The 16386-nt window shown below is 74.3% G+C and carries 14 protein-coding genes and 1 pseudogene; 7 read left to right on the top strand and 8 right to left on the bottom strand.

Annotated elements, in window-relative coordinates; all coding sequences use genetic code 11:
- Positions 1-25 precede the first annotated feature (25 nt).
- The 6 genes from D476_RS0102170 to D476_RS0102145 form a co-directional block, all read right to left on the bottom strand.
- Positions 26-934 carry a TIGR01777 family oxidoreductase gene (locus D476_RS0102170; protein ID WP_017622344.1) on the bottom strand — a complete coding sequence of 303 codons (909 nt, stop codon included), beginning with the start codon at positions 932-934 and terminating at the stop codon, positions 26-28.
- An 839-nt stretch (positions 935-1773) separates the two neighbouring features.
- Positions 1774-3180 (bottom strand): 2-oxoglutarate dehydrogenase, E2 component, dihydrolipoamide succinyltransferase, encoded by a 1407-nt coding sequence (gene sucB, locus D476_RS0102165; RefSeq protein WP_026123145.1) that lies wholly within the window; start codon positions 3178-3180, stop codon positions 1774-1776.
- An 84-nt stretch (positions 3181-3264) separates the two neighbouring features.
- A complete protein-coding gene (gene lpdA, locus D476_RS0102160; RefSeq protein WP_017622342.1) occupies positions 3265-4641 on the bottom strand; it encodes a dihydrolipoyl dehydrogenase in 1377 nt (458 codons plus the stop codon).
- A 96-nt stretch (positions 4642-4737) separates the two neighbouring features.
- Complete coding sequence (locus D476_RS0102155) at positions 4738-6243, bottom strand: leucyl aminopeptidase (protein ID WP_017622341.1); 1506 nt, start codon at positions 6241-6243, stop codon at positions 4738-4740.
- Positions 6244-6534: 291 nt separating this feature from the next.
- The gene (locus D476_RS0102150; RefSeq protein WP_017622340.1) at positions 6535-7371 is read right to left on the bottom strand and encodes an adenosylcobinamide-GDP ribazoletransferase; all 837 of its coding nucleotides are present in this window, start codon (positions 7369-7371) and stop codon (positions 6535-6537) included.
- A gap of 310 nt (positions 7372-7681) precedes the next feature.
- Entirely contained in the window at positions 7682-8743 is a 1062-nt protein-coding gene (locus tag D476_RS0102145) for a bifunctional adenosylcobinamide kinase/adenosylcobinamide-phosphate guanylyltransferase (RefSeq protein ID WP_026123144.1), read from the bottom strand.
- 104 nt (positions 8744-8847) lie between these two features.
- On the opposite strand from D476_RS0102145, the gene D476_RS0102140 reads away from it, so the two are divergent.
- Entirely contained in the window at positions 8848-9051 is a 204-nt protein-coding gene (locus tag D476_RS0102140) for a hypothetical protein (protein ID WP_017622338.1), read from the top strand.
- Between the two features lie 98 nt (positions 9052-9149).
- On the opposite strand, the gene D476_RS0102135 is transcribed toward D476_RS0102140, so the two are convergent.
- Both D476_RS0102135 and D476_RS0102130 read right to left on the bottom strand, forming a co-directional pair.
- The gene (locus tag D476_RS0102135; protein ID WP_017622337.1) at positions 9150-10154 is read right to left on the bottom strand and encodes an aldo/keto reductase family protein; all 1005 of its coding nucleotides are present in this window, start codon (positions 10152-10154) and stop codon (positions 9150-9152) included.
- A 77-nt stretch (positions 10155-10231) separates the two neighbouring features.
- The gene (locus D476_RS0102130) at positions 10232-10822 is read right to left on the bottom strand and encodes a DUF3043 domain-containing protein (protein ID WP_017622336.1); all 591 of its coding nucleotides are present in this window, start codon (positions 10820-10822) and stop codon (positions 10232-10234) included.
- A 176-nt stretch (positions 10823-10998) separates the two neighbouring features.
- On the opposite strand from D476_RS0102130, the gene D476_RS0102125 reads away from it, so the two are divergent.
- From D476_RS0102125 to D476_RS0102100, 6 genes and pseudogenes are all read left to right on the top strand, one after another.
- Entirely contained in the window at positions 10999-11778 is a 780-nt protein-coding gene (locus tag D476_RS0102125) for a PspA/IM30 family protein (RefSeq protein ID WP_083939379.1), read from the top strand.
- Positions 11775-12053, top strand: a complete 279-nt coding sequence (pspAA, locus tag D476_RS0102120; RefSeq protein WP_017622334.1) for a PspA-associated protein PspAA — start codon at positions 11775-11777, stop codon at positions 12051-12053. The genes D476_RS0102125 and pspAA overlap by 4 nt, the downstream gene beginning before the upstream one ends.
- A gap of 218 nt (positions 12054-12271) precedes the next feature.
- On the top strand, positions 12272-13192 hold the full coding sequence (gene htpX, locus D476_RS0102115) for a zinc metalloprotease HtpX (RefSeq protein WP_017622333.1): 921 nt from the start codon (positions 12272-12274) through the stop codon (positions 13190-13192).
- Positions 13193-13272: 80 nt separating this feature from the next.
- Positions 13273-13829: pseudogene (pspAB, locus tag D476_RS31825) on the top strand (PspA-associated protein PspAB).
- Between the two features lie 156 nt (positions 13830-13985).
- Complete coding sequence (locus tag D476_RS0102105; RefSeq protein ID WP_040724960.1) at positions 13986-15110, top strand: glycerate kinase family protein; 1125 nt, start codon at positions 13986-13988, stop codon at positions 15108-15110.
- A gap of 401 nt (positions 15111-15511) precedes the next feature.
- Positions 15512-15865 carry a HesB/IscA family protein gene (locus D476_RS0102100; protein WP_017541402.1) on the top strand — a complete coding sequence of 118 codons (354 nt, stop codon included), beginning with the start codon at positions 15512-15514 and terminating at the stop codon, positions 15863-15865.
- The last annotated feature ends 521 nt before the right edge of the window (positions 15866-16386 follow it).

Here is a 16386-nt window from a genome sequence, read left to right as displayed (position 1 = left end):
GCCGTTCCCGGCGGTGGCCGGCCCCTTACCGCTCGGAGGCTTCGGACAGCGCCGCCATGAGCGCCGGACCCAGCGTGGGGTGGGTGAACCCGAACCCCGCCTCCTCCAGCCGCGCGGGCAGCACCCGCTGGCTCACCAGCGCCGCCTCGTCGGCGAAGCCGCCCAGCGCCGCGCGCATCGCGAACGCGGGCACCGGCAGCGGCGCGGGCCGCCCCACGGACGCCGCCACCGCCCGCGTGTAGGCGGCGTTGGTCACCGGCTCGGGCGCGCACAGGTCGAACGGGCCGGTCAGGCCGGGCCGCTCCAGCAGGAAGCGCATCGCGCCCACGTGGTCGCCCAGGCTGATCCAGCTCATGTACTGGCGCCCGTCGCCCAGGCGCCCGCCCAGGCCGAGCCGGAACAGCGGCAGCACCGACCCCAGGAGCCCGCCGCGCCCGGACAGCACGAGGCCGGTGCGCAGGTGGGCGGTGGCGATCCCGGCCTCCTCGGCCTCGGCGGTGGCGCGCTCCCAGTCCCGGCACAGGTCCGACAGGAAGCCCTGGCCCTTGTCGCCGCTCTCGTCCACCGCCTGGTCGCCGGTGTCGCCGTAGTAGCCGATCGCCGACCCGGACAGCAGCCGCCCCGGCGGCGCGTCCATGCCCGCCAGCGCCGCCGCCAGGGTCCGGGTGCCCGCCACACGGCTCTGCCGGATCGCGCGCCTGCGCGCGGTGGTCCAGCGGGCCGGGCCCAGCGGGGTGCCCGCCAGGTGCACGACGGCGTCGGTTCCGGCCAGGGGTCCGGTGTCGACCGTGCCGCCCTCGGGGTCCCACCGCGCTTCGTGCTCGTCGCGGGCGGGGCGGCGCACCAGGCGTACGACGCTGTGCCCGTCGTCGGCGAGGGAGCGCGCCAGGGCGCTTCCGATGAGACCGGTGGACCCGGTGATCGCGACCTTCATGGGAACGGTCCTACCCGTTTCGGCGGCCGGTGTGCGGTGGGGGCGTCGGCGGGAGGGCGGCGCGGCGGAATCGGCGGCGACGCGGCGGAGGCGTCGGGGCGTCGGGGACCGGCGGGGGCGGCGGCACGGTCGCCCGGATGCGCGGTGACCACCGAAAACCGGAGATCACGGGCGTCTTCGGACAGTCCTCGCCCGATTCCCCGGGCAATTCCCCGGAATGCCTGCGCGGCGGGTGAGCACCCCTCTACGGTGGGCTTATCCGGGCGCACTTCGGTGCGAGGCCCGGGCCGACCTTTGGTGATGGGGATCACCAGGGGGATGGTGAATGGTGGGGTAACAAGGCGGGGCGGCGTCCGGAAGGGCGCCGCCCCGCTGCCGTGGTGGGGCCGCCGCTTTCCGGTCGCCTGGCGGGCACGCGCCACTGGGGCGCAGGGGCGCGGGGCGGCGGCGACCGGGGTGGGCAGGCCCAGCGGTAGCGCTGTCGGCCGTCCGGCGCCTGCGCGGCCGCCCTGGTCGGCGGCCACGGAGTGAGACGGGCGGGTCTCCGGCCCCGCCTCCGTCCGGTAGGCCCCTCGCGGTCCGAGCGGGCGGCGCATAGTGGGCATACCGGGTGGGAAGCTCCGGTATGCGCATCGAGCGTGGCGAAAGGGGCGATTCCGGGCCGGTCGGGTGATGGAACCGCCGCCCTCGGACGGCACCGGTCGGCCCGCCGATGCCCACGCCCTGGAACACGACGCGGCCGCGACCCCTCGGAAGGGGCCGCGGCCGCGCCGTTCGCCGCTCGGAGGACCGCGGTGCGCCCCGGGGCCTCCGGGTGCGCCTGAAGTCCGGGACCGCCGTCAGGCCAGGCCCAGGTCGGCCTCGAAGGCGCCCTCCTCCAAGCGCTCCTTCACCGCCTGCAGGAACCTGCCCGCGTCGGCCTTGTCGATGAGCCGGTGGTCGTGGGTGAGGGCCAGGTAGGCCATCGAGCGCACCGCCATGACCTCGCCCAGCTCCGGGTCCTCCACCACGACCGGGCGCTTGACCACGGCGCCGGTGCCCAGGATGGCCACCTGCGGCTGGTTGATGATGGGCGTCTCGAACAGCGCGCCCACCGTGCCGGTGTCGGTGATGGTGAAGGTGCCGCCGCTCAGCTCGTCGGGGTTGAGCTCCCCGGTGTGCGCACGACGGCTCAGGTCGGAGATCTTGCGGGCCAGGCCGCCCAGGTTGAGGTCGCCCGCGTCCTTGATCACCGGGGCCAGCAGCCCGCGCTCGGTGTCCACCGACACCGACAGGTTCTCCAGGTCGTGGTAGGTGACCTCGTAGCTGTCGCTGTCGATGACGGCGTTCAGCTTCGGGTGGGCCTTGAGCGCCTCCACCGCGGCCAGCGCGAAGAAGCCGAAGAAGTCCAGCTCCACGCCCTCGCGCCCGGCGAACTGCTCGGCGGCCTGGGCGCGCAGGCGGGCGACGTTGGTCATGTCGACCTCGACCACCTGGGTGACCTCGGCCGAGATGCGCAGCGACTCGGCCATCTGGTCGGCGATGGTCTGCCGCAGCCGGGACATCTTCTCGGTGCGGCCGCGCAGCGTGGTGTCGGGCGCCGGGGCGGTGCGGGCCGGGGCCGCGGGGGCGGCCGGCTCGGCGGCGGCCGCGGCGGCGTCCAGCACGTCCTGCTTGCGGATGCGGCCGCCCACGCCGGTGCCGCGCACCGACGCCAGGCTCACCCCGTGCTCGGCGGCGAGCTTGCGCACCAGCGGGGTCACGTAGGCCTCGGTGACCGCGTCGGTTCCGGCGGCCGTCCCGGTGCCGCTGATGGTCTCCACGTCCACCGCCGGGGCGCCGGTGTCGCGTTCGGCGCGGGCGGGCTCGGCGGGGCGCTCCGGCGCGGGGGCCGGGGCGGGCGCGGGCGCCGGGGCGGCGGCCTGCGGAGCGGGCTCGGGCTCGGGGGCCGGGGCGGGAGCGGCGGGCTCCGGCTCGGGCTGCGCCTCCTTGGCCGTGGGCGCAGCCTCCTCCTCGGCCGGGGCCTCGCCCGCCTCGGAGATCACGGCGATCTGGGCGCCGATCTCCACCGTCTCGTCCTCGGCGACGAGGATCTTGGTGAGCACACCGGAGGCGGGGGCGGGGATCTCGGTGTCGACCTTGTCGGTGGAGACCTCCAGCAGCGGCTCGTCGACCGCGACGGTGTCGCCCTCCTTCTTGAGCCACTGGGTGACGGTGCCCTCGGTGACACTCTCGCCCAGCTCGGGCATTGCAACGGAAGTCGGCATGGGGTCCTCTTAGCAGCGAAGAACGTATGAAGCGCGGAGAAGAAGCGAGCGGGGCGGGCCCGGGGCCCGCCCCGCGGGGGCGCGTCAGTCGTGGACGTGCAGCGGCTTGCCCGCCAGCGCCAGGTGCGCCTCGCCCAGCGCCTCCGACTGGGTCGGGTGCGGGTGGATGAGCTGCGCCACCTCGGCGGGCAGCGCCTCCCAGTTGTAGATGAGCTGTCCCTCGGCGATCAGCTCGCCGACCCGGGAGCCGACCATGTGGACGCCCAGCACCGGGCCGTCCTTCTCGGCGATGACCTTGACGGCGCCCGAGGTCTGCAGGATCTGGCTCTTGCCGTTGCCCGCCAGGTTGTAGTCGGTCACGACGATGTCGTAGCCGCGCTCCTTGGCGGTGGCCGAGGTGATGCCGACCGAGGCCACCTCCGGCTCGCAGTAGGTGATCCGCGGGACGCCGTCGTAGTCGATGGCCGGCGGGTTGAGCCCGGCGATGCGCTCGGCCACGAAGATGCCCTCGGCGAAGCCCACGTGCGCGAGCTGCAGGGTCGGGATCAGGTCGCCGACCGCGTAGACGTTGCCCACGCCGGTGTGCAGGTTCTCGTCCACCTGGACGAACCCGCGCTCCATCGGGATGCCCTGCTCCTCGTAGCCCAGGCCCTCCGAGACCGGCCCGCGGCCGATGGCCACCAGCAGCACCTCGGCCTCCAGGGTCTTGCCGCCCTGCAGGGTGACGCTGACGCCGGAGTCGGTGGTCTTGACGCTCTCGAACGGGGTGCCCAGCTCGTACTTGATGCCGCGCTTGCGGAAGGCGCGCTCCAGCAGCTTGGAGCTGGACTCCTCCTCGACCGGCACCAGGTGCGGCAGCGCCTCGACGATGGTGACCTCGGTGCCGAAGGAGCGGTAGACGCTGGCGAACTCCACGCCGATCACGCCGCCGCCCAGGACCACGGCGGACTCGGGCACCCGGTCCATCCGCAGCGCCTGCTCGCTGGTGATGACCTTCTCGCCGTCGATGTCCAGGCCCAGGGTCTTGGGCTTGGAGCCGGTGGCCAGGACGATGTTGCGGCCCTTGTAGACCGCGCCGCCGACGGTGACCTCGTCGGGGCCGGTCAGCTTGCCCTCCCCCTCGACGACGGTGATCCCGCGCGACTTGATCAGCCCGGACAGGCCCTTGTGGAGCCCGCCGACGACCTTGTCCTTGTACTTGTGGACGGCGGGGACGTCGACGCCCTCGAAGCTCGACTTGACGCCGAACTTCTCGCCCTCCTTGGCGGAGTCGGCGACCTCGGCCGCGTGCAGCAGCGCCTTGGTCGGGATGCAGCCCTGGTGCAGGCAGGTGCCGCCGAGCTTGTCTTTCTCGATCAGGGCGACACTCATGTCCAGTTCGGCCGCGCGCAGCGCCGCCGCGTAGCCGCCGCTGCCGGCGCCCAGGATCACGAGGTCGAAGGTGCCGCCGCTCTCACTCACGGGAAGGACACTCCTTGGTGTGGATGTAGTGGTGTTCGTCCGTCGGTGACGGATGCGGTGCGGCCGGGCGCGTGTCCCGCCCGGCCGCGCCCGGTCTCAGTCCTGTGCGCCGCCGGCCAGGTCCTCGGCGATCCGCACCAGGGTGCGGGTGGCCGCGCCGGTGCCGCCCTTGGGGGTGTAGCCGTGCGGACCGCCCTGGTTGAAGGAGGGCCCGGCGATGTCCAGGTGGGCCCAGCGCTGCCCGTCGGCCACGAACTCCTTGAGGAACACGCCCGCGCTGAGCATGCCGCCCCAGCGCTCGCCCGCCACGTTGGCGATGTCGGCGACCGAGGAGTCCAGCCCCTTGCGCAGCTCCTCGGGCAGCGGCATCGGCCAGGCGGCCTCACCGGCGGCGTCCGCCGCGGCGGTGACCGAGGCCCGGGTGTCGTCGTCGGAGGCCATGACCGCGAAGACGCGGGTGCCCAGCGCCACCAGCTGCGCACCGGTCAGCGTGGCCACGTCGACCAGCAGGTCCGGCCCGTCCTCCTGGGCCCGCACCATCGCGTCGGCCATGACCAGGCGGCCCTCGGCGTCGGTGTTGAGCACCTCCACCGTGGTGCCGCCGTACATGGTCAGCACGTCGGAGGGGCGCTGGGCGGTGCCGGAGGGCATGTTCTCGGCGATGGCCAGGTAGGCCACCGCGTTCACCTTCGGCTTGAGGACCGCGATGGCCCGCATGGCGCCCAGCACCGCGGCGGCGCCGCCCATGTCGGACTTCATCCAGTCCATGGCGCCCGCCGGCTTCAGCGACAGGCCGCCGGAGTCGAAGGTGATGCCCTTGCCGACGAAGGCGACCGTGGAGGAGGCCTCCGGGTGGGAGTAGGCCAGCCGCACCAGGCGCGGCGGGTTGGCCGAGCCCTGGCCGACGCCGACGATGCCGCCGTAGCCGCCCTCGGCCAGCTCCTTCTCGTCCAGGGTCTGCACCTGCAGGCCGTGCTCCCGGGCGACCTCCTCGGCCACCCCGGCCAGGTCCTCGGGGACCAGGTCGGCGGGGGCGGTGTTGACCAGGTCGCGCACCAGGTTGACCGAGGCGGCCACGGGCTCGGCGCGCTCGACGGCGGCCGCGGCCCCCTCGGCGGCGCTGACCACCTGGAAGGCGGAGGCGGGGGCGCGCTCGGCGTCCTCGCCGGTGCGGTAGCGGGTGAAGGCGTAGTCGCCCAGCAGCGCGCCGGTGGCGGCGGCCCCGGCCAGCTCGGCGGTGCCGGCGGGCAGGGCCAGCACCACGCGGGCGGCCTCGGCCGGTCGCGCGCGCAGGGCGGCACCGGCGGCGCGGGCGACGTGGTCGGGGTCGGGGGCGCCGTCGGGGACGGGGCCCAGGCCGACGGCGAGCACGACCGGGGCGGTGGTCGCGCCGGCGGAGGGGAGGCTGTGCACCTCCTCAAGGGCGCCGCTCGCTCCCAGAAGCGACAGGGTCCGGGCGAGGCCGCCGGGGTAGGCCGCCTCGACGTCGTGAGCGCCCGACGCGGGCTCCGGGCCGTCGGCCCCGGAGTGGTAGCCGACGACAACGGCGTCGGCGTCGAGCGAACAGGGGGATTCCGTAATGACTGACAGCGACGTGCTCACGGGTCCGATGCTAGTCCTTGTGACGTCCCGGTGGGCACGCCGCACCCGGCGCGCCCACCGCCGGGCCGGAGGCGGCCGCGTGTTCACCCGTATGTGAAGAAGTCCGTTTCTTTCCGGTGATGGCGGCGCGAAGCGCCCCGTCCGTGACGATCCCCCGCATCTTCCGGAACGGCGGGTTCGCGCCGGTCACCGCAGGTGGCCGGGCGCGGCCCCGGCCGGGGTGTGAAGAAATGTGATGATGGCTACAGGGCGGCGCACCGGTGCGGGCGCCGACCGCGGATGCGGCGGGGCTCACAGGGCGATCGCCGCCGCGACGAGGGCGACCGTGGCGGACGTCTCGCACAGCGCGCCCAGCACGTCCCCGGTGATCCCGCCCAGGCGCCGCCGCGCGTGCAGCAGCAGCGGGACCGACGCGGCCGCCCCCAGGGCGACCGCGAAGGCCAGGGACAGCGCCGCGCCGGGGGAGTGCAGGAGCCCGGCCAGGGCGGCCAGGGCCAGCCCCACGGCGGCGGAGGCGGAGGCCGCGGCGTGCGGAACGGTCCCGGCGACATAGGTCCCCAGCCCGTCCGGGCGCGCCGAGGGGACGGCGGGCGTGCAGGCCAGGGTGATGGCCAGGCGCCCGGCGACGGCGGCGGCGACCAGCGCGGCCGCCCCGGCCAGTGGGCCCGCCGAGGCGGCCTGCGCCAGCGCGGCGGCCTGCACCAGCAGCACCAGCACCAGGGTGACCACCCCGAAGGGGCCGATGTCGGAGCGCTTCATGATCCGCAGGGCCTCGTCGGCCGGTTTCCCGCTGCCGAGGCCGTCGGCCAGGTCGGCCAGCCCGTCCAGGTGGAGGCCCCGGGTGAGGGCCGCGAGCAGCCCGAGGGCGAGGGCGGCGGCGAGCAGCGGGGTGAGCCCGACGGCCACGGCGACGGAGACGACGATGCCGCCCGCGACCCCCAGCCCGGCCCCGATGAGGGGGGCCCAGCGCATGGCCCACCCGGCGACCGCGCGGTCCACCCGGTCGACCCGGACGGGCACGGCCGTGAGCGTGCCCGCCGCCATCCGGAGCCCGTCGAGGGCGGCGCCGCTCCCCCTCCCGGCGGACCCCGGGGGCCGGGAGGGACCGGAACCGGCGTCGGACTGCATGCGGACTCCTCAAGCGACGGGGCGAACGGGGACGGGGGCCGCCGATCCTACCGCCGGAGCGTCCGCCACCGTCGGCGTGCGGCGATGCCACCGATCAGCCGGGCCCACCGCCGTCCCTCGCCCTGCGGACGGCCCCCTCGGTGATGATCTCGACGAGGGTGCTGTTGCAACCGCCGGAACGGCAGCACTTCTGTCGAGATCATCGCGGGCAGGGGGCGCCTGCCACCTTGCGCTCCGGTGGCCCGCCGCCGGGCTGGGACCGTGAGTGGGGCGCCTGCCGGTTCGGGGGCGATGGCCACCGGGGCGCCGACTACGGCAACTCGATGATCCTTCCGGACACCGCCAGCAGGACCTCGTCCGACTCCTGGGCCAAGCCCTGGTTCAACCGGCCCAGCATGTCGCGGAACAGGCCACCGCTCCGCGTCGCAGGGACGACGCCCGATCCGACCTCGTTGGTCACCGCCACCGAATGGCCGGGGAAGCGGCGCCAGGCATCGAGCAGTTCCCCGATGCGGCGGTCCAGGCGTTCCCGGGCGTCCGCAGGCGGGGTGTCGGACCACATGCCGACCTCCTCCATGGCCCCTGCCAGCCAGGTGCCCGCGCAGTCGAAGAGGACCGCCTCGCCCGTCCCGGCCGCCTCGTCCAGCGCCGCCGCCGCGTCCCCGGTCTCCTCGGTCCTCCACCACGGCGGGCGGCGGGACCGGTGCGCGGCCACGCGTTCGACCCACGCCGCATCCCCTTCGGGGCGCGGTCCCGTGGCCACGTAGACCACGCGCGGCTCGGCGAGCATCCTCCGCTCGGCCTCGGCGGACTTGCCCGAGCGCGCCCCGCCGGTGACCAGGACCCGCCGGGCGACCGGCTCGGCGGGTTCCGGCAGCGGGGCGACCTCGACGACCTGCCCGTCGGCCGCCGCCTCGGCGCCCCACAGCGCCGCCCGGCGCCGCAGCTCGGCGGGGGAGTGCACCCCGTGGCCGCCGCCGACCAGGAGGAAGCGCGTCCGGTCGTGGACGACCCCGCGGCGCCGCAGATCCCCGATGGCCTCAGGGGCGTCGGCGTGCACGACGGCGACATCGGGTGGGAGCCAGGCACCGGGACCCTGCCGTTCCCTGCCGGACGGTGCATCGGAGGTTCGGTCGGCGGAGAGGGGGTCCGGAGGGGTGGAGGAGGCTTCCGGAGGATCGCACTCAAGGAGCACCGAGTCGCCCCCGAAGAACGTTCGGCCTTCGGCGCGCAGGGCCGTCTGGAGTGAGCCCTCCACATGGACGGCCAGCGGCCGCCGGGGCTCGGCTGCGGCGCGGCGGCAGGAGGCGCACCGGCACTCGGGCACCGGCCAGCCCCGGGACGCGGCGGTCCCCAAGAAACGAATGCGCATGCCCGCCAGTGAACACCAGNCGCACCCCCGCCAGTGAACACCAGGACGCGTAGGCTCGGCACCGCCGGGCCGGGTGGCCCGGCGCGGCTGAAGGAAGGAGCCCCATGGCCTGGAGCTGGCGCTACGAGAAGGAAGGCGGAGCGGTCCTTGAGGGCGAGGACCTGCCCGCCGAGACGTTCCCCTCGCGCGGGGACGCCGAGAGCTGGCTGGGCGAGGAGTGGCGCGACCTGGCCGAGGCGGGCGTGGAGCAGGTCAGCCTTCTGGAGGATGAGCGCGTGCAGTACACGATGAGCCTCGGCGAGGGCTGAGGGCCCCGGCCTCACTGCCTTGGCGGCGCGGGTGCGTCGCTGGAGCCCGCGCGGGGCCGGAACGGCGCGTACGGGGCGCCGCCCCGGCCCCGCCGCGTTCAGGGACGCCGCTCGGGGCTCAGGGTCAGGCCCGGGTCGCGCCGGATGCTCTCGCCCAGGACCTCGTCGATCCTCTCCATCACCTCAGGGGCGAGGATCACGCCCGACGCCCGCACGTTGTCGCGCACCTGCTCCGGGCGGCTGGCGCCGATGATGGCCGAGGAGACGTTCGGGTTCTGCAGCACCCACGCCACCGCCAGGGCCGCCATGCTCAGCCCCACCTCGTCGGCGATCGGGCGCAGCCGCTGCACCCGGCGCAGCAGCTCCTCGTCGTCCATGTACTTGGCCATCATCTGCGCACCGCCGGACTCGTCGGTCGCGCGGGACCCCGCGGGCGGGGCCTGGCCGGGCGCGTACTTGCCGGTGAGCAGCCCCTGCGCGATCGGCGACCAGACGATCTGCCCGAGCCCCTCGCGCTCGCACACCGGCACCACCGCCGACTCGATGACCCGCCACAGCATGTTGTACTGCGGCTGGTTGGACACCAGCCGGTCGAAGCCCATGTCGTCGGCGATCTTCTGCGCCCGCTCGATCTCGTCCGCGCGCCACTCCGAGACCCCCACGTACAGGACCTTGCCCTGGCGGACCAGGTCGTCGAAGGCCCGGATGGTCTCCTCAAGGGGCGTCTCGTAGTCGAACCGGTGCGCCTGGTACAGGTCCAGGTAGTCGGTGCCCAGGCGCCGCAGGGACTCCTCGCAGCCGCGCACGATGTGCTTGCGCGACAGCCCCCGGTCGTTCTTCCCCTCGCCCATGGGCCAGTAGACCTTGGAGAAGATCTCGACGCCGTCCCGGCGCTCCCCCTTGAGCGCCCGGCCCAGCACCTCCTCCGCGCGCCCGCGCGCGTACACGTCCGCGGTGTCGAAGGTCGTGATGCCCTCGTCCAGGGCGGCGCGCACGCACGCGACGGCCGCGTCCTCCTCCACCTGCGATCCGTGGGTGATCCAGTTGCCGTAGGAGATCTCGCTGACGACGAGACCGCTGCTGCCGAGGTGACGGAATTCCATGGGGGCACGATATGCGCGCGGGGCCCGCCCTGTGCAGAGTGGGCCCCGCGCGTCGGTTCCGGGGGTGCGGCGGGCGGTCAGCCCTTGGCGGCCGTGCCGATCGGCTCGCCCGGCTTGACCCGCGGCTTGGGCAGGCGCAGGCGCCGGATCTGGAGCTGGCGCATGGCCGCGTACAGCCCGATGCCCCGCAGGTTGTCGTCATTGGGGAAGTGCTCGGCCGTGTACTTCTTGACCCTGCGCGCGATGAAGACGCCCTCGACCACGATGGTGACCATCATGACCGGCCAGGCGATGTAGGTGATCGCGGCCTGGATCTCCACCGGTGCCGCGATCAGCGCGACGATGATGACGAGCGAGAAGTACAGGAAGAACTCGCTGAGGCTGCGCCGGGAGTCGACCGCATCCCGCGCGTAGGCGCGCGCGGGCCCGAAGTCCTGCGGGCGGAAGTACCGCTCCTCGCCCTTGGGGGCACCGGACTTGGAGGCCGTGCGCTGCTGCTCGCGGGCACGGCGCTCGCGGTACTGCCGGTAGGCCTCCTTGCGCGACTGCGGCGCGTTGAGGGGGCGGCGGAGCTCGGCCTGGCTGTCCCGGCGCTTGGGCGTGGGCACACCCTTCTTCGGGGTGTAGCCCTTCTGCGAGCCCTCAGCGGTCTCGGCGGCACCGGTCACGGCCGGCTCTTTGGATTCGGAAGCGGAGCGACGTCGGAACACATCCATCAGGGTATCGGCTCCCCGTGGTGTGAATGGCGCTGCATGGCGAGGGCCGGTCAGAGCGCGTAGGGTTGGGGCACAGCGCCCGCCGGGAACAGCCGATCGTACGGACCGAGAAGGGGACGGCCACGCCGATGAGCGTGTTTCAGCGACTTTCCATGATCTTCAAGTCCAAGGCGAACAAGGCCTTGGACTCCGTCGAGGACCCTCGGGAAACACTCGACTACTCCTACCAGAAGCAGTTGGAACTGTTGCAGAAGGTCCGGCGCGGGGTGGCCGACGTCGCCACCTCCCGCAAGCGTGTCGAGCTGCAGATCCAGCAGCTCGAGCAGCAGTCGGGCAAGCTGGAGAACCAGAGCCGGGCCGCGCTCCAGCAGGGGCGCGAGGACCTCGCCCGCGAGGCCCTGACCCGCCGCTCCGGCCTGCAGTCCCAGATCGACGGGCTCAAGCAGCAGCACGAGCAGCTTCAGGGCGAGGAGCAGAAGCTCACCCTGGCCGCGCAGCGCCTGCAGGCCAAGGTCGACTCCTTCCGCACCCGGAAGGAGACGATCAAGGCCACCTACACCGCCGCGCAGGCCCAGACGCAGATCAGTGAGGCCTTCTCCGGCATCTCCGAGGAGATGGGCGACGTGGGCATGGCGGTCCAGCGCGCCGAGGACAAGACCGCCGAGATGCAGGCCCGCGCCGGCGCCGTGGACGAGCTGCTGGAGTCCGGCGCCCTGGACGACGTCTCGGGCAGCTCCAAGGACGACATCCAGTCCGAGCTGGACCGCATGGCCAGCTCCAGCGGTGTCGAACTGGAGCTGGAGAAGATGAAGCAGGAGCTGGGCCAGGGCGGCGGCGGCGCGGCCCCGCAGCTCGAGAGCGGCTCCGACGCCCAGTCCCAGCCGAACCGGCAGGGGGAGGGAGCATGATCGTCCGCATCATGGGGGAGGGCCAGCTCGATCTCTCCGAGGCCGACATGGACCTGCTGAACTCGGTGGACACCACCCTTGAGGAGGCCATCGAGTCCGGCGACGATGCGGCGTTCCGCGAGGCCCTGGCCACCCTGCTGGAGCGCATCCGCGAACACGGCAAGCCGCTCCCGCCGGAGTCGCTGCACCCGTCGGACTTCGTCCTTCCCCCCTCGGACGCCTCGATGGAGGAGGTCCGGGCGATGCTCGGCGACGAGGGGCTCATCCCCGACTGACCCTTCGCCCGTCTTCCGGTGAGCGCGCGCCCTGACCGGACAGGGCACCCGGGGCCGCCGCGGTACGCCGCGGCGGCCCTGTATCGTCCGTACCGGGGGACGGTGCGGCCCGGCCGCCGCCGCCCGGCCCGCGTGTCTCACCTGGCTCTCACCCTTTTCCGCCGCCGTCCCGCCTAGACTGGGCGCCGAGGGGCAAACCAGACGAAGGCAGGCACGCAGTGGCAGGCTCGAAGTTCACCCCCGACCGGGGGCTCACCGCCCGCATGGTGCTCACCATGGCGCTGCTGGGCGTGGTGTACGTGGCGTTCATCATCGCGCTGATCCTGGTCGGCCTGCCCTGGCCGCTGGTGGTCCTGCTGGTCGTCGGCTTCGCCGTGGTCCAGTACTTCACCTCCGACAAGATCGCCCTGTACGCGATGGGCGCGCACGAGGTGACCCCCGAGCAGGCGCCGCAGCTGCACGCGGTGGTCGACCGGCTCTGCGCCATGGCCGACATGCCCAAGCCCCGTGTGGCCGTGGCCGACACCGACGTGCCCAACGCCTTCGCCACCGGCCACAACGAGAAGAAGGCCGTGGTCTGCGCGACCACCGGCATCCTGCGCCGCCTGGAGCCCGAGGAGCTGGAGGCGGTGCTCGCCCACGAGCTGTCGCACGTGGCCCACCGCGACGTCATGGTGATGACCATCGCCGGGTTCCTCGGGATCGTGGCCGGGTTCCTCACCCAGATGGGGCTGCGCTTCGCCGCGTTCGGCGGCGGGGGCAACCGCAACAGCAACGGCCCCTCCCCGGCGATGATCGCCCTGGCCGTGGTGGTGGTGAGCGCGATCGTGTGGGCGCTGAGCTTCCTGCTCACCCGGGCCCTGTCCCGCTACCGCGAGCTGGCCGCCGACCGCGCCGCCGCGTACCTGACCGGCCGCCCGTCGGCCCTGGGCAGCGCCCTGACCAAGATCACCGGGGACATGGCCCGCATCCCCAGCCGCGACCTGCGCCAGGCCGAGCCGTTCAACGCCTTCTTCTTCACCCCGGCCTTCTCCAAGAGCGGGTTCAACATGGGCCAGCTCCTGGCCACGCACCCGCCGGTGGAGCGCCGCCTGGAGCAGCTCTCCTCCATCTCCCGGCAGCTGGGGACCGGAGCTTAGCGGGCGCGCGTGGGCCGACGGACGGCAAGGGCGGCAGGAGTAGTCTCCGGACGAGCGCCGCACGCACATGAGGAGTCGTGTTGAGTTTTCTCCGAGCCCTGCTCGGGCGGTCCAAGCCCGCCCGTCCCGACCTGGACGCCCTGTTCGCGCTGCCGTCGGCGGCCGTGACGCTGGAGGCCGCGGCGGGGTTCACCCCGACCGGCACCGGGTCGGTCGCCTTCCGCGCCGCCGAGGGCAAGGCCTTCGCCGACCTCGAACGCGAGGTCACCGCGCTGCTCGACGCGGACGGCGGCCCGCCGGTGGAGACCACCGCCGACGACTTCGGCTACACCTGGCTGGTGCTGCGCTCCTCCACCGAGAGCGGCATCTCCGACCTGGTGACCGACGTGCACGCGGTCAACTCCAGCCTGGAGAACGCGGGCTTCGGCCCCTCCCTGCTGTGCTCGCTGACGGCCTTCGCCGACGCCAAGGGCCGCTCGGTGGCGCTGGTTTACCTGTACAAGCGGGGCACCTTCTACCCGTTCGCCCCGCTGGGCGGCCAGCGCCGGGACAACGCCCTGGAGCTGCNGGCGGCCCCCTGCCGATGGAGCAGGACAAGAGCCGCTGGTTCCCGGTCTACGGCGCCCCGGGCCTGTGACCGGCGCCCCCGACCTCTGACCGGCCGCCGCGGGGCGGTGCGGGACCGGGGAGGGGCGCGGGAAATTTTCCGTTCCACGGAAACGAGTTATCGCGAAGTGGATAAAATCTGCCCGATCCCCTGGTCCCGGACGGGCGGCCGGGGCAGACTGGTCGGGTGCGAATCGTGATTGCCCCAGACAAGTTCGCCGGCACCCTGACCGCCGTCGAAGCCGCCGAGGCCGTCGCCACCGGCTGGCGCGACGTGCACCCCGGTGCCGACACACGGACCGTGCCCCTCTCCGACGGCGGCCCCGGCTTCGTGGAGGTGCTGCACGCCGCGATCGGCGGTCGGCTCCTCGGCTGCGAGGTCACCGGCCCGCTCGGCGCCCCCGTCCGCGCCGACGTGCTGCTCGACGGCGACACCGCCTACGTGGAGAGCGCCCTGGCCTGCGGCCTGCACCTGGTGCCCGCCGCCGACCGCGACCCCGCCCGCACCACCACCCGCGGGGTCGGCGAGCTCATCGCCCGCGCGGTGGAGGCCGGGGCGCGCACCGTCGTGGTGGGCATGGGCGGCAGCTCCACCAACGACGGCGGCGCCGGGATGCTCGCCGCGCTCGGCGCCGGGCCCGCCGACCGGCTCGCCGCCGGAGGCGGGGCCCTGGCCGGGCTGGAGGCCGCCGACACCGCGCCCGCCCTGCGCGCCGTCGAGGGGGTGCGGCTGATCGCCGCCACCGACGTGGACAACCCCCTGCTCGGCGAGCACGGCGCCAGCGCCGTGTTCGGACCGCAGAAGGGGGCCGACCCCGGGGCCGTGCGCGCCCTGGACGCCGCACTGGCCGACTTCGCCGACGCCACCGACCCGGAGGGCACCCTGCGCGCCGCCCCCGGCGCGGGCGCCGCCGGGGGACTGGGGTACGGCCTGCTGGTCCTGGGCGGGACGGTGGAGTCCGGCGTCGCCCGGGTGCTCGAAGCGGTCGGCCTGGACTCCCTGGCCGCCGGGGCCGACCTGGTCGTCACCGGCGAGGGCTCGTTCGACTTCCAGTCGCTGCGCGGCAAGCTGCCGCACGGGGTGGCCCGCACCGCCGCCCGGCACGGGGTGCCGTGCGTGGTCACCGCCGGGGCGGTCTCCGCCGACCCGGACGAGGCCGCCAAGGCCGGGGTCACCGCCGCCTACTCCCTGGTGGAGTCCGCCGGGTCCACCGAGGCCGCGATGGCCCGCTCCGCCGAGGAGCTGCGCGCCCTCGCCGCCGCCATCGCCCGCGCCTGGCCCCGCGTGGACAGGGCCGGACGAGGGGACTGAGGCTCCGGCACTGGAGCGGCGCGGCTTCCGGCCGACCAGGTCGGCACGGGTGTCGCGGAATCGGGGCGGGCCTGTCCTCGGATTCCCGGCCTGCAGCCCACCCGCCGCGGATGGCCGTACAGTTCCCGCGGATGCCCTCCCAAGGAGGCGGACGGGGGCGCGGCCCCGCCCCCATGTGACGTAGGCCCCCGGGCCGCGATGGCGGGGGACGCGTGCAGCACCTAACCTGGAGGTGGTGCACCGAGGCGCCCCGAGCGGGGCGGAATGCGCCGTCGGACCTCGGTGTTGGGACCGCTGAGGACCGATGGGACCCGTGCGCGGCCGTGCGGGGATCCGGACGGCCACCGGCGCCGCCCGGCGACCGGGGGCCGACGTACACGCCTTCTTGGAGGAGCTTGCAGATGACGGTTCAGAGCGACGAGGCCACGGCGCAGGGGATCATCCTCACCGACGAGGCGTCGGGCAAGGTCAAGGCGCTCCTTGACCAGGAGGGCCGGGACGACCTCCGGCTGCGCGTGGCCGTCCAGCCCGGCGGCTGCTCGGGCCTGCGCTACCAGCTGTTCTTCGACGAGCGCGAGCTCGACGGCGACGTGACGGCCGAGTTCGGCGGCGTCGAGGTGGTCACCGACCGGATGAGCGCCCCCTACCTGATCGGCGCCACCATCGACTTCGTCGACACCATTGAGAAGCAGGGCTTCACCATCGACAACCCCAACGCCACCGGCTCCTGCGCCTGCGGCGACTCCTTCAACTAAGGAGAGCGGTAGAGACACCGGCCCCGCGGGGCCGACGCGCGGCACGCCCAGGTCGGCGTCGCCGCCGAGGGTCTGGGGCCCGTCCCGGCACACGCCGGGGCGGGCCCGTCGCCGTCTCCGGGGCGGACGCGCCCGCGCCGCCTTCGGGGGCGGCCGCCTGTACGGGCGGCACGAACGGGGTGGGCCCGAGAACGTTGATGGGCAACTCCGCATCGGCTGCGGACACGGGGAGGGGCGCCCGTGATCGGTGTGTGCGGGGCCGGGCGCGCCGGAAGATCGGGGCGGTGGTCTGGGCCCTGAAGGGCCGGTCGGGGGCCGGGGCGCCGTGCCGGGTGCGCTGCCGGAGGCCATGGGCCGGGGGTGCCGGGGAGGCTGTGCGCTCCACGCCGAGATCGGGCACGAGCGGCCGACCGGTGCCCCGGCCGAGCGGTCGCTCGTGGTCTACGGCCACCGGCCGGGGCGCACGCTTCCCATCAACGATCCGGCCGTCGCTCCTCCCGGTCCCGGGACAGGGGTCCGGC

Origin of the sequence: Nocardiopsis chromatogenes YIM 90109, assembly GCF_000341185.1 — a bacterium.
In the GTDB taxonomy this organism is placed as follows: domain Bacteria; phylum Actinomycetota; class Actinomycetes; order Streptosporangiales; family Streptosporangiaceae; genus Nocardiopsis_A; species Nocardiopsis_A chromatogenes.
The sequence above is the reverse complement of the archived record's forward strand: the minus strand, read 5'-3'. Positions and strand labels throughout refer to the sequence as shown.

Excerpts from the sequence above, each read along its gene's own strand:
- D476_RS0102170 (WP_017622344.1), bottom strand. The coding sequence starts at position 934 with ATGAAGGTCGCGATCACCGGGTCCACCGGTCTCATCGGAAGCGCCCTG.
- sucB (WP_026123145.1), bottom strand. The coding sequence starts at position 3,180 with ATGCCGACTTCCGTTGCAATGCCCGAGCTGGGCGAGAGTGTCACCGAG.
- D476_RS0102150 (WP_017622340.1), bottom strand. The coding sequence starts at position 7,371 with ATGCAGTCCGACGCCGGTTCCGGTCCCTCCCGGCCCCCGGGGTCCGCC.
- D476_RS0102145 (WP_026123144.1), bottom strand. The coding sequence starts at position 8,743 with ATGCGCATTCGTTTCTTGGGGACCGCCGCGTCCCGGGGCTGGCCGGTG.
- D476_RS0102140 (WP_017622338.1), top strand. The coding sequence starts at position 8,848 with ATGGCCTGGAGCTGGCGCTACGAGAAGGAAGGCGGAGCGGTCCTTGAG.
- D476_RS0102135 (WP_017622337.1), bottom strand. The coding sequence starts at position 10,154 with ATGGAATTCCGTCACCTCGGCAGCAGCGGTCTCGTCGTCAGCGAGATC.
- D476_RS0102125 (WP_083939379.1), top strand. The coding sequence starts at position 10,999 with ATGAGCGTGTTTCAGCGACTTTCCATGATCTTCAAGTCCAAGGCGAAC.
- pspAA (WP_017622334.1), top strand. The coding sequence starts at position 11,775 with ATGATCGTCCGCATCATGGGGGAGGGCCAGCTCGATCTCTCCGAGGCC.
- D476_RS0102100 (WP_017541402.1), top strand. The coding sequence starts at position 15,512 with ATGACGGTTCAGAGCGACGAGGCCACGGCGCAGGGGATCATCCTCACC.